The following is a 12,580-nucleotide window of genomic DNA, read 5'->3' as shown; positions in this document are numbered from 1 at the left end:
ATATCGCCTCTTTTATTGTGGGATTGACCCTGCTAACGTGTCACTCTCAATGAAAGGAGCACCACCATGAAATGTAAACGTCTGAATGAAGTCATTGAACTCCTCCAGCCGGCCTGGCAAAAAGAGCCAGAGCTTAATCTGATGCAATTTTTACAGAAACTGGCGAAAGAGTCAGGTTTTGACGGCGAACTGACAGACCTTTCTGACGATATCCTGATCTACCATCTCAAAATGCGCGACTCTGCCAAAGACGCTGTTATTCCTGGTATTCAGAAAGATTATGAGGAAGATTTTAAAACCGCGTTGCTGCGTGCACGTGGCGTAATTAAAGAGTAAAAGCTTGTAAGCGGCGGCACCGAAATCGCCACAAGATGATATCCTGAATCATTCGTATAATTTCCGGATGATCGGATGAACGACCAGGCTTTTACTTTCCAGACATTACACCCGGATACCATTATGGATGCGCTGTTTGAACAGGGTATTCGGGTGGATTCCGGGCTAACCCCCTTAAATAGCTACGAAAACCGCGTCTATCAGTTTCAGGACGAGGATCGTCAGCGCTTCGTCGTAAAGTTCTATCGCCCTCAACGTTGGTCCGCAGAACAAATTCAGGAAGAGCACCAGTTTGCTCACGATCTGCTGGATGATGATGTTCCCGTTGCCGCGCCGCTTAAATTTAATAACCAAACGCTGCTCACCCACGAAGGGTTTTACTACGCCGTATTCCCAAGCCTGGGGGGCCGCCAGTTTGAAGCGGATAATATCGATCAGATGGAGTGGGTTGCCCGATATCTGGGACGCATTCACCAGACGGGACGCAAAGAAGACTTTATTGCCCGTCCGACAATCGGTATTCAGGAATACCTGCTTGAACCTCGTCAGGTATTTGAAACCTCGGCGCTAATCCCCAAAGCGCTTAAGGATAATTTCCTCAACGCGACCGATAAACTTATTGATGCGGTGAAAACCTGCTGGCGCGATGATATTTCCGTTCTGCGTCTGCACGGCGATTGTCACGCTGGTAATATTCTCTGGCGTGATGGCCCGCTCTTCGTCGATCTCGATGATGCACGTATGGGGCCTGCGGTTCAGGACCTGTGGATGCTGCTCAATGGCGATAAAGCTGAGCAACGGATGCAGCTTGAAACGATTATTGAGGCCTATGAAGAGTTTAGCCCTTTTAATTCAGACGAAATTGTCCTGATTGAACCTTTACGCGCGATGCGTTTTGTTTATTATCTCGCATGGTTAATCAGGCGTTGGGACGATCCTGCATTTCCCCGTAATTTCCCGTGGCTTACCGGAGAGGATTACTGGCGCAGCCAGATATCCACATTTACTGAGCAGGTTAAGGTTCTTAAGGAGCCCCCTCTGCAATTAACGCCGATGTATTAATTGGACACACCCAGGAGAGAGTTAATCATGAAAAAAATTTGGCTGGCGCTGGCAGGTATGATTCTGGCATTTAGCGCTTCTGCTGCGCAGTTTACCGACGGCAAACAGTATACGACGCTGGAAAAACCAGTCGCTGGCGAGCCACAGGTTCTGGAGTTCTTCTCGTTCTATTGCCCACATTGCTATCAGTTCGAGCAGGTGCTGCATGTTTCCGATAACGTGAAGAAAAAGCTGCCAGAAGGCACCAAAATGACCAAGTATCACGTTGAGTTCCTGGGCCCATTGGGTAAAGACCTGACTCAGGCGTGGGCGGTAGCTATCGCGCTGGGCGTGGAAGATAAGATCACTGCACCAATGTTTGAAGCAGTCCAGAAAACCCAGACAGTTCAGACGACTGCAGATATCCGTAAAGTCTTCGTGGATGCCGGTGTGAAAGGTGAAGAATACGACGCGGCATGGAACAGCTTTGTGGTGAAATCTCTGGTAGCCCAGCAGGAAAAAGCCGCCGCAGACCTTCAGCTACAGGGCGTTCCGGCGATGTATGTTAACGGCAAATATCAGCTGAACACGCAGGGCATGGACACCAGCAGCATGGATATCTTCGTACAGCAGTACGCGGATACCGTGAAATATCTGGTCGAGAAGAAGTAAGAGCAATAAAGAAAAAAACGCCGGTCACTGACCGGCGTTTTTGTATGAAGATTTAATCTTTTCTATCTGTTCATCTTTCTCATTCCAGAGCGTATTCAGCCAACGCTGGAAAAGACGTTTGAAATTCTTATCGTTAACGTAATCCCCGTGCAACCCGTCATCAACCGGCACCAGCTCGATGCGTACAACGATCCGCGTCAGCTTGCCGCTGAGCATATCGAAGAACGGTGTCCTGTCGTTTTCCGGATAGCAGAGCGTGACGTTGAGTAATTTATCGAACTGCGCGCCTAACACGTTAAGCGCCATCGCAATGCCCGCAGCCTTGGGCGGCAGCAGGTGCTGATAAGGAGAGCGAGTTTGTTGACGCTTCTCTTCCGTAAAGCGCGAGCCTTCCACGAAGTTCACAATGGTTGTCGGATGCGCGCGAAATTTTTCGCAGGAACGGCGCGTGGTTTCCACATCTTTACCACGACGCTCCGGATGACGAAGCAAATAGCTGCGCGAATAGCGTTTCATAAACGGCATATCGAGCGCCCAGCAGGCCAGACCGATAAAAGGCACCCAGGCGAGCTGCTGTTTCAGGAAGTATTTGTTCATCGGGATATGTTTGCGGAAAAGCACGCATAACACCACGATGTCTGCCCAGCTGTGGTGGTTGCAGATAAGCAGGTACCAGTTCTTTTTGTTGAGGCCTTCAAGCCCTTCCACATCCCACTTCAGGTGTGGGTTCAGGTACAACAGGAACGCCAGTCCTTCACACCAGCAGTACATCATGAAATTACAAAATGCGGATACGGCTCGCCATACCACGGGCACGGGCAGCAGCAACTTAATGATACCGGCAACAATGATCGGCACAGAACAGGCGACAGTCACCAGAATAGTTAAAATGATGCTTAAAGGTAATGTTATTGCTGCGAGCAATCTCGACATGATGAGCTTTTTCAGATGGTTAGCTGTAAGTGAGCGGCCGGCTATCCGGTGCAGGGCGCTGATTTTATCAGAAATCAGACAAAATAAGGGTGCTTTCATGCCAGGCGTTGCGGGATAACGCCTGGGAGCAGAAGATTTCGCTATAACGGCATGCGGCCCTGGGCTTATATCCACATAGACTAAATTGTCATCAATTGGCCATAAAGATCAAATGAAACATAATAACTCTATGATATATAGCATCTATTTATTATGAGGTATGTACTTTTAGCGTCTGTTATTCCTATGACGTAAAAGTATGCACAAACTTATCCACAGATTTATTTTTGCGAGCGATCCTCACGATCGCAAAATCTTTTCCTGTATCTGGTGCTAATAACTGATGTTTTCATCCTTCTGTGGCATCCTTTACGCATAAATTGATTAAAGGCACGGACATTATGGTTCAGATCCCAGAAAACCCTCTTATTCTCGTCGACGGCTCTTCTTACCTGTATCGGGCGTACCATGCGTTTCCTCCTCTGACCAATAGCGCAGGGGAACCTACCGGCGCAATGTACGGCGTGCTAAACATGCTGCGCAGCCTGATTCTTCAGTACCAGCCAACCCATGCGGCAGTGGTGTTTGATGCGAAAGGTAAAACCTTCCGCGACGAGCTTTTTGAGCATTACAAATCTCACCGTCCGCCAATGCCTGACGATCTGCGTGCGCAGATTGAACCGCTGCACGCGATGGTAAAAGCGATGGGCTTGCCGCTGCTGGCCGTCTCTGGGGTCGAAGCCGATGACGTAATAGGCACGCTGGCACGTGAAGCAGAAAAAATGGGTCGTCCGGTACTGATCAGTACAGGGGATAAAGATATGGCGCAGCTGGTAACGCCGGGTATCACCCTGATTAACACCATGACCAACACCATCCTTGGGCCTGAAGAGGTGGTCACAAAATATGGCGTGCCGCCAGAGCTGATTATCGACTTCCTCGCGCTGATGGGCGACTCCTCGGATAACATCCCTGGTGTACCTGGCGTGGGTGAAAAGACCGCCCAGGCGCTGCTTCAGGGATTGGGCGGGCTGGATACACTGTACGCGGAGCCGGAAAAAATCGCCGGCCTCTCCTTCCGTGGTGCAAAAACCATGGCCGGAAAGCTGGAAGAGAACAAAGAGGTGGCTTATCTCTCCTATAAGCTGGCAACCATTAAAACCGATGTTGAACTGGAACTGGGTTGTGAGCAGCTGGAAGTGCAGCAGCCTTCCGCAGACGAACTGCTAAGCCTGTTTAAGAAATACGAATTCAAGCGCTGGACCACGGACGTGGAAGCCGGTAAATGGCTGCAGGCAAAAGGGGCCAAACCGGCTGCTAAGCCAAAGGAGACGATTGTCGTTGATGCCGAAGAGCTGGCAGAAGAAGAGGCCATCGCGCTCTCTTTCGACAACTACGAAACCCTCCTTGAAGAGTCACAGCTGGTGGCGTGGATTGAGAAACTCAAAAAAGCGCCGTTCTTTGCCTTCGACACGGAAACCGACAGCCTCGATAACATCTCGGCCAATATGGTCGGCCTGTCATTTGCGACGGAGCCGGGAATGGCGGCCTATGTGCCCGTTGCACATGATTACCTCGATGCACCTGATCAGATCCCGCGTGAGCGTGTGCTGGAGCTGCTGAAGCCGATTCTGGAAGATGACAAGGCGCTTAAGGTTGGGCAAAACCTCAAATATGATCGCGGCATTCTGCAAAACTATGGCATTGAGCTGCGCGGCATTGCGTTCGATACCATGCTGGAATCTTACATTCTCGACAGCGTGGCAGGTCGTCATGATATGGACTCCTTATCCGACCGTTGGCTCAAGCATAAGACCATTACCTTTGAAGAGATTGCCGGAAAAGGTAAAAACCAGCTCACCTTCAATCAGATTGCCCTGGAGGAAGCGGGTCGCTACGCGGCCGAAGACGCCGATGTCACGCTGCAACTGCACCTGAAGATGTGGCCAAAACTGCAGAAGCATGAAGGTCCGCTGAACGTGTTCCAGCACATTGAGATGCCGCTGGTACCTGTGCTCTCGCGCATTGAGCGCAACGGCGTAAAAATTGATCCGACGGTGCTGCATAACCACTCTGGAGAACTGGCGCAGCGGTTGACCGAGCTTGAGCAGAAGGCGCATGAGCTGGCCGGCGAACCGTTTAACCTTTCGTCTCCGAAACAGCTTCAGACCATCCTGTTTGAAAAACAGGGAATTAAGCCGCTGAAGAAAACCCCTGGCGGCGCGCCATCAACGTCTGAAGAAGTGCTTGAGGAACTGGCGCTGGATTACCCGCTGCCAAAAGTGATTCTCCAGTACCGTGGTCTGGCGAAGCTGAAGTCTACCTATACCGATAAACTGCCGCTGATGATCAACCCTAAAACGGGCCGCGTGCATACCTCGTATCATCAGGCTGTGGCGGCGACCGGTCGTCTCTCCTCGACCGATCCAAACCTGCAGAACATCCCGGTACGCAATGAAGAAGGCCGTCGTATCCGTCAGGCGTTTATCGCGCCAGACGACTACCTGATCGTCTCGGCCGACTACTCGCAAATTGAGCTGCGTATTATGGCGCACCTGTCACGCGACAAGGGGCTGCTGACGGCCTTTGCGGAAGGAAAGGATATCCACCGTGCAACGGCGGCTGAAGTCTTTGGGCTGCCGCTGGACAGCGTGACTCACGAGCAACGTCGCAGTGCTAAGGCGATCAACTTCGGTCTGATCTACGGCATGAGCGCCTTTGGCCTTTCGCGCCAGCTCAACATTCCGCGTAAAGAGTCGCAGAAGTATATGGATCTCTACTTCGAGCGTTATCCGGGCGTGCTGGAATATATGGAACGCACCCGTGCGCAGGCGAAGGAGAAAGGCTATGTCGAAACCCTGGATGGCCGTCGCCTTTATCTGCCGGACATCAAATCAAGCAACGCCGCACGTCGTGCCGGTGCAGAACGTGCTGCCATCAACGCCCCGATGCAGGGGACGGCGGCAGATATTATTAAGCGTGCGATGATTGCGGTTGATGCCTGGCTGGAAAAAGAGAAGCCACGCGTGAAGATGATCATGCAGGTACACGATGAACTGGTATTCGAAGTCCACAAAGATGATCTGGACGCTGTGTCGAAGAAGATCCACGAACTGATGGAAAGCAGCATGACGCTTGACGTGCCGTTGCTGGTGGAAGTGGGCAGCGGTGAAAACTGGGATCAAGCTCACTAAGGGTTCTGCCAATAACGCGCTTTTTATGTAAGTTAGCAACATAACAAAGTGCGTTTTGTGACGATCATTAGAATTCCCTATGTAAAGAATGAAAAAAAACTACAAAAAGTGCTTTTTCTACAGCAAAAAAAGGGGTAGAGTTATTCGCGTAGGGTACAGAGGTAAGATGTTCTATCTTTCAGACCTTTTACTTCACGTAATCGGATTTGGCTGAATATTTTAGCCGCCCCAGTCAGTAATGACTGGGGCGTTTTTTATTGCGGCAAAGAAAAATCCAGGCAAAAAAAAGCGCGGACATCGCCGCGCTCAGTATTACTCTTCTTCCGCTTCCGTCGCGGGTTCCAGCTCGTTGAACCAGCTATCGAGCTTCTGACGCAGCTTGTCGACACCCTGCTTTTTCAGCGAGGAGAACGGCTCCACCTGTACGTCGCCGTTAAAAGCCAGCACCGCTTCGCGAACCATATTCACCTGCGCTTTACGCGCGCCGCTCGCCAGTTTATCCGCTTTAGTCAGCAGTACCAGCACGGCTATCTCACTTGAGACAGCCCAGTCGATCATCTGCTGATCGAGATCTTTCAGGGGATGGCGGATATCCATCAGCACCACCAGACCTTTCAGGCACTGGCGTTTTTCCAGGTATTCACCCAGTGCGCGCTGCCATTTGATCTTCATCTCTTCCGGTACTTGCGCGTAACCATATCCCGGTAAGTCGACCAGGCGTTTGCCTTCTGCCACTTCAAACAGGTTAATCAGCTGAGTACGGCCAGGTGTTTTTGAGGTACGCGCCAGGCTCTTCTGATTGGTCAGCGTATTCAGAGCGCTGGATTTCCCCGCGTTAGAGCGGCCAGCAAAAGCCACTTCAATGCCAGTATCAGAAGGAAGGTGGCGGATGTCGGGCGCACTGGTGACAAAATGCGTCTGTTGGTAGTTCCAGGTAGTCACGTGGTCGTCTCCAAAATCGTAATCTGAGGGGGATTATACCTGAATGCCGGCAAAAGACTTTTTTGATTGCACAGTGCCTGTAGGTTAAAACCCTGGCGGTTGTGAGAGATCGGCTATGAATACTATGGGAGATTTCAGAGAATTCGCAGGCGTTAAAAAATCCAAATTGTTTTAAATCATAAGCTTATTCTCGGGTAATTATCTGAAAATCCGTTTTTGTGCCGTTTCGTTGCTTGTCAGTTTAACTGAACAGGGTAAAGTGTGCGTCAGGGCGAGGAAGCCAACAGGAAACAGACTTAAGGATTAGGGTCAGGAGCGCCAGGAGGCGAAGACGCAGGATTGTCAGGATGACCAACGCCTGGAGGCGTTTTAACAGGAAACGGAACCGTATCACGGATGGTATTAGCCAAGGGATAAACAGGGTTTGTTGTTGGCAAACACGGAATGTCTGACCCGTTAAGGGTTGTGAGTCAGGAAAAAAGGCGACAGATTGCTCTGTCGCCTTTTTTCTTTGCTTGCTTTCTGCTAGATTTCGCCGCAATTCTATACTGAAGAAAACGACTTAAAGATAAAACATCATGAAAAAACCGACCTCCGCTGCGGGCGCTAAACGCCCTGCAAAAGCACACCGCAAAACGCGCGAAGAACTGAACCAGGAATCGCGCGATCGCAAACGCGATAAAAAACATCGCGGTCATGCTGCGGGTAGCCGTGCAAACGGTGGTGATGCGTCTGGCGCTTCTGCGAAAAACAAGCAGCAGAAAGACCCACGTATTGGCAGTAAAACACCTGTTCCACTGGGCGTGACAGACACCCCGGTCACTAAGCAGCACAAACCAAAGAGCGAGAAACCTATGCTTTCACCGCAGGCTGAGCTGGATTTGCTGGAGAACGATGAGCGCCTGGACGCGCTGCTGGAACGTCTTGAAGAGGGTGAAACCCTGACCGCCGAAGAGCAGTCATGGGTTGATGCCAAACTGGACCGCATTGATGAGCTGATGCAGAAGCTGGGTCTGTCTTACGACGATGACGAAGACGAAGAAGAAGACGAAAAGCAGGAAGATATGATGCGTCTTCTGAAGGGTGGAAACTAACATTTGCATCCGGCAGGGACGATAGTCCTGCTAATAACCCTTCCGGTTATATGTTATCTGGTGTGGTTATTCGTTAAACTACGGCGGTTGTCGCGGCGACAGAAGTGGCTGCGCACCCGAGTGATGGCCCGCGATGGGGCCAGAACGGGCCGCCGTATGCGAACGCGACACCAACGGAAGGAGTGAGCATGTCTGTACCAACTATCGACTGGGATTTGGCCCTAATCCAGAAATATAACTATTCCGGGCCGCGTTATACGTCATACCCCACCGCGCTGGAGTTCTCCGATAGTTTCGGCGAAGCGGCGTTTCAGCAGGCTGTCGCGCGCTACCCCGAGCGTCCGCTGTCGCTCTATGTCCATATTCCGTTCTGCCACAAGCTCTGCTACTTCTGCGGCTGCAATAAAATCGTTACCCGTCAGCAACATAAAGCCGATCAGTATCTGGATGCGCTGGAGCAGGAGATTCTGCACCGTGCCCCGCTGTTTGCCGGCCGTCACGTCAGCCAGCTTCACTGGGGTGGGGGGACGCCAACGTATCTGAATAAAGCGCAGATCAGCCGTTTAATGACGCTCCTGCGCAACAACTTCCGTTTTAACGACGATGCTGAAATCTCGATCGAGGTCGATCCGCGCGAAATTGAGCTGGATGTACTGGATCACTTACGCGCTGAAGGTTTCAATCGCCTGAGCATGGGCGTGCAGGACTTCAACAAAGAGGTGCAGCGGCTGGTGAACCGTGAGCAGGATGAGGAGTTTATCTTTGCCTTACTCAACCACGCCCGCGATATCGGCTTTACGTCGACCAATATCGACCTGATTTACGGCCTGCCTAAGCAAACGCCGGAGAGCTTCGCCTTCACGCTGAAACGCGTGGCCGAACTCAACCCGGACCGCCTGAGCGTCTTTAACTATGCGCATCTGCCGACGCTGTTTGCCGCTCAGCGCAAAATCAAAGATGCCGACCTGCCTTCTGCCCAACAGAAGCTGGATATTCTGCAGGAAACCATCGCCTCGCTGACCGAAGCCGGTTATCAGTTCATCGGCATGGATCACTTTGCTCGTCCGGATGACGAGCTGGCTATTGCCCAGCGCGAAGGCGTACTGCATCGAAATTTCCAGGGCTACACCACCCAGGGCGACACCGATTTGCTGGGGATGGGCGTCTCCGCCATCAGCATGATCGGTGACTGCTACGCGCAGAACCAGAAAGAGCTGAAGCTTTACTATCAGCAGGTAGATGACGCGGGCAACGCGCTGTGGCGCGGTATCGCGTTAACGCGCGATGACTGCATCCGTCGTGACGTGATTAAGGCGCTCATCTGTAACTTCCGTCTTGATTTCAGCGAGGTGGAAGCGCAATGGGATCTGCATTTCAGCGATTACTTTGCTGATGACCTGAAGCTGTTAGCGCCTCTGGCAAAAGATGGGCTGGTGGATGTTTCAGAACGTGCAATTGACGTGACACCCAAAGGGCGCCTGTTGATTCGTAATATCTGCATGTGCTTCGACGCCTATCTGCGTCAGAAAGCGCGTCTGCAGCAGTTCTCACGCGTCATTTAAGACGTGCCAACATATTTGGCCGGGTAAGGCGAAGCCGCTACCCGGCTTTTTTGTTAGCGACTCTCTAGCTAAACAGCCCAACCAGCGCCGCGCACAGCACAGCAGCAACGGCTGTTTGTGGCGTGTGGCTTTCAGCTGCTCCACTTGAGAGCATATTCACTAATGTTTCCAGCATGATGATTACCCTCACTTTCCGGGCACGATCATACAAAAATCATTGATACAGTAAAGCGCAAAATAGCAGCAATTTGCGCTCAATTAATAACCTTTACACAAGGGTAAAGATCACTCCATGCCCAGCTCTTTCAGCTTACGCGTCAGGGTATTACGTCCCCATCCCAGCAGGCGTGCCGCTTCCTGCTTATGGCCCTGTGTATGGCGGAGTGCGGTGGTCAACAGCGTGCGCTCCATCTCGGGCTGGGCTTCAGACAGCAAGTTTTGATGACCGGAACGCAGCGCGCGATCGGCCCACTGTGCCAGCAGCGTCGCCCAGCTGTCCGGCAATGCATGTCCGGTGCTGCTTTCTGGCGCAGTCGCTTCAAACAGTTCAGCCGGTAAATCCTGAATCAGGACTTCCTGTCCGGCGGCCATTACGGTCAACCAGCGACAGGTGTTTTCCAGCTGACGCACGTTGCCCGGCCATGCCAGGCGGGTGAGGGCGGCATCGGTTTCCGGGTGCAGCTGCTTGGCTTCCACGCCCAGCTCGCGGGCAGCGACCTGCAGAAAATGGCGCGCCAGGCGGGGAATATCTTCACGGCGTTCACGTAGCGGTGGCAAATGAACGCGGATCACGTTCAGGCGATGGAATAAATCCTCACGGAATTTACCTTCCTGGACGCGCTGCTCCAGATTCTGGTGCGTCGCGGCAATAATGCGTACATCGACCTTCACCGGCGCATAGCCACCTACGCGATAAAACTGTCCGTCGGCCAACACGCGCAGCAAACGGGTCTGGACATCCAGCGGCATATCGCCGATTTCATCCAGGAAGAGTGTTCCACCGTCAGCCTGTTCGAAGCGACCCTGGCGAATGGTATTCGCGCCGGTAAAAGCCCCTTTCTCATGGCCAAACAGTTCGGATTCAATTAAATCCTTTGGGATGGCGGCCATATTTAGAGCGATAAACGGTGCTTTTGCCCGCGGGCTGTGGCGATGTAAGGCATGCGCTACCAGCTCTTTACCGGTTCCCGATTCACCGTTAATCAGTACGCTGATGGACGAGCGTGACAGACGGCCAATGATACGAAACACATCCTGCATGGCTGGCGCTTCGCCAATGATGTCCGTCGTGGGCCCGAAGTCAGGCGTGTGACGAGGCTGCTGCTGCTCCTGGTAGTGGCTGATCGCGCGCTCAACCAGGGCGACCGCTTCGTCGATATCAAACGGTTTGGGCAGGTAATCGAACGCCCCTTGCTGATAGGCGCTCACCGCGGCGTCCAGATCGGAATGCGCCGTCATTATGATGACCGGAAGCATAGGATGGCGTTGTTTGATCTGCTTTAAAAGCGCCAGCCCGTCCATTCCCGGCATGCGAATATCCGAAAGCAGCACATCCGGCGTTTTGGTGGTGAGTGCGTCGAGCACTTCGCTGCCGCTCTCAAACGTCGTGCAGCTTAATCCTGCCCCTGTGAGCGCGCGTTCAAGCACCCAACGGATGGAGCTATCGTCATCGACTACCCAGACTATCCCTCGTTGCATAAACGTCACCTTTATTTTTTAATCGGCAGGAAAACCGAAAACTCGGTATGTCCCGGCCAACTGGTAAATTCAATTTTTCCAGAGTGTTGATCGATCAAACTACGGGCAATGGATAACCCCAGGCCGGTACCGCCTTCGCGACCGCTGACCATCGGGTAGAACAGGGTGTCCTGAAGATGCGACGGAATACCCGGCCCGTTGTCCTCAACGTCGATGCGAGCAGCCAGACGATAGCGCACGCCGTGCAGTGTGAGCTGGAACGCGGTGCGGGTGCGCAAAATAATTTCGCCCCCTTCCGGCCCCAGCGCCTGCAGGGCATTACGCACAATATTCAGCAAGACCTGCTCAATCTGATCCGGGTCGTGCGCCAGTTCCGGCAGGCTTGGGTCGTAGTCACGGACCAGCGTGACGTTCTCCGGCAGCTCCATCGAGACGAGTTTCACAACCCGCTCAGCTACTTTATGAATACTTTCTGAGACATGCATGCCGGGCTGTTGTGGCCCGAGCAGACGGTCAACCAGGTTACGCAGGCGGTCTGCCTGCTCAATAATGACGTTGGTGTACTCCGCCAGCGCAGGGTCGGGCAGCGCTTTGGTCAGGAGTTGTGCCGCACCGCGTAAGCCACCCAGCGGGTTCTTGATTTCATGCGCCAGGCCTCGCACCAGGTCACGGGCGGCAATTTGCTGAGCATGCTGAAGTTGTTCCTGGCTCAGGCGGCGCTGATTATCCATCGGCGCCATTTCAAGCAGGATCAGCCCTTCTGGAAGCCGTTGTGCGGTAAGCGATAAAATATGTGAGCGCCCGTCGATCACCAGCGTGACTTCGTTATCGGTAAAGCCCTGACCGGCCTGCAGACTTTCCTGCATCAGGCCAATATTCAGCGAGAAATAGCTCAATAATTCCGGAAGCGGGGTGCCAAACAGTTTGCGTGAGCTCTGGGCGAGCAGCTGCTGCGCCGCCGGGTTGGCGTAATGTACGGCCAGCTCGTCGTCGACCAGCAAAATACTGTTAATTAAAGAATTGAGGATCTGCCCAGCATCGGGCAGCGTGCCAGTTGCCATTCAGCAGT

General features: G+C 52.6%; 13 protein-coding genes. 8 read left to right on the top strand and 5 right to left on the bottom strand.

Annotated features, from left to right (window positions below):
- Window positions 1–66 precede the first annotated feature (66 nt).
- From HV242_RS23395 to dsbA, 3 genes are all read left to right on the top strand, one after another.
- Window positions 67–336: a YihD family protein gene (locus tag HV242_RS23395; protein WP_010436801.1), complete on the top strand. Its 270-nt coding sequence runs from the start codon at window positions 67–69 to the stop codon at window positions 334–336.
- 75 nt (window positions 337–411) lie between these two features.
- A complete protein-coding gene (locus HV242_RS23390; RefSeq protein WP_020883991.1) occupies window positions 412–1,398 on the top strand; it encodes a serine/threonine protein kinase in 987 nt (328 codons plus the stop codon).
- A gap of 27 nt (window positions 1,399–1,425) precedes the next feature.
- Window positions 1,426–2,049 carry a thiol:disulfide interchange protein DsbA gene (dsbA, locus tag HV242_RS23385; protein WP_020883990.1) on the top strand — a complete coding sequence of 208 codons (624 nt, stop codon included), beginning with the start codon at window positions 1,426–1,428 and terminating at the stop codon, window positions 2,047–2,049.
- A 24-nt stretch (window positions 2,050–2,073) separates the two neighbouring features.
- Here dsbA and HV242_RS23380 read toward each other — a convergent pair whose 3' ends face one another.
- Window positions 2,074–2,925, bottom strand: a complete 852-nt coding sequence (locus HV242_RS23380; protein ID WP_229216791.1) for an acyltransferase — start codon at window positions 2,923–2,925, stop codon at window positions 2,074–2,076.
- Between HV242_RS23380 and HV242_RS24370 the strand changes: the two genes are divergently transcribed.
- From HV242_RS24370 to HV242_RS24585, 3 genes are all read left to right on the top strand, one after another.
- Complete coding sequence (locus HV242_RS24370) at window positions 2,822–3,100, top strand: hypothetical protein (RefSeq protein ID WP_223862563.1); 279 nt, start codon at window positions 2,822–2,824, stop codon at window positions 3,098–3,100. The two genes, HV242_RS23380 and HV242_RS24370, sit on opposite strands and share 104 nt — an antisense overlap.
- A gap of 322 nt (window positions 3,101–3,422) precedes the next feature.
- The gene (gene polA / locus HV242_RS23375; protein ID WP_041162918.1) at window positions 3,423–6,215 is read left to right on the top strand and encodes a DNA polymerase I; all 2,793 of its coding nucleotides are present in this window, start codon (window positions 3,423–3,425) and stop codon (window positions 6,213–6,215) included.
- 166 nt (window positions 6,216–6,381) lie between these two features.
- Window positions 6,382–6,429, top strand: coding sequence for a spot 42 RNA, inhibition of DNA synthesis (locus tag HV242_RS24585; protein ID WP_071892919.1), 48 nt, complete (start codon window positions 6,382–6,384; stop codon window positions 6,427–6,429).
- A 98-nt stretch (window positions 6,430–6,527) separates the two neighbouring features.
- Here HV242_RS24585 and yihA read toward each other — a convergent pair whose 3' ends face one another.
- Window positions 6,528–7,157 (bottom strand): ribosome biogenesis GTP-binding protein YihA/YsxC, encoded by a 630-nt coding sequence (gene yihA, locus HV242_RS23370; RefSeq protein WP_014172255.1) that lies wholly within the window; start codon window positions 7,155–7,157, stop codon window positions 6,528–6,530.
- Window positions 7,158–7,735: 578 nt separating this feature from the next.
- Between yihA and yihI the strand changes: the two genes are divergently transcribed.
- Together yihI and hemN are read left to right on the top strand one after the other, a co-directional pair.
- Window positions 7,736–8,251 carry a Der GTPase-activating protein YihI gene (yihI, locus tag HV242_RS23365; RefSeq protein WP_014172254.1) on the top strand — a complete coding sequence of 172 codons (516 nt, stop codon included), beginning with the start codon at window positions 7,736–7,738 and terminating at the stop codon, window positions 8,249–8,251.
- A gap of 188 nt (window positions 8,252–8,439) precedes the next feature.
- Window positions 8,440–9,813 carry an oxygen-independent coproporphyrinogen III oxidase gene (gene hemN, locus HV242_RS23360; protein WP_050737758.1) on the top strand — a complete coding sequence of 458 codons (1,374 nt, stop codon included), beginning with the start codon at window positions 8,440–8,442 and terminating at the stop codon, window positions 9,811–9,813.
- A 64-nt stretch (window positions 9,814–9,877) separates the two neighbouring features.
- On the opposite strand, the gene HV242_RS23355 is transcribed toward hemN, so the two are convergent.
- From HV242_RS23355 to glnL, 3 genes are all read right to left on the bottom strand, one after another.
- Window positions 9,878–9,988 carry a YshB family small membrane protein gene (locus tag HV242_RS23355; protein ID WP_032670298.1) on the bottom strand — a complete coding sequence of 37 codons (111 nt, stop codon included), beginning with the start codon at window positions 9,986–9,988 and terminating at the stop codon, window positions 9,878–9,880.
- 110 nt (window positions 9,989–10,098) lie between these two features.
- Complete coding sequence (glnG, locus tag HV242_RS23350) at window positions 10,099–11,511, bottom strand: nitrogen regulation protein NR(I) (protein ID WP_020883985.1); 1,413 nt, start codon at window positions 11,509–11,511, stop codon at window positions 10,099–10,101.
- A gap of 11 nt (window positions 11,512–11,522) precedes the next feature.
- Window positions 11,523–12,572 (bottom strand): nitrogen regulation protein NR(II), encoded by a 1,050-nt coding sequence (glnL, locus tag HV242_RS23345; RefSeq protein ID WP_014172250.1) that lies wholly within the window; start codon window positions 12,570–12,572, stop codon window positions 11,523–11,525.
- Window positions 12,573–12,580: the final 8 nt, after the last annotated feature.

The sequence above is a fragment of the Enterobacter sp. RHBSTW-00593 genome (assembly GCF_013784105.1).
Taxonomy (GTDB): domain Bacteria; phylum Pseudomonadota; class Gammaproteobacteria; order Enterobacterales; family Enterobacteriaceae; genus Enterobacter; species Enterobacter ludwigii.
Note: the sequence above shows the minus strand (reverse complement) of the source record. Positions and strands in the feature narration are given on the sequence as shown.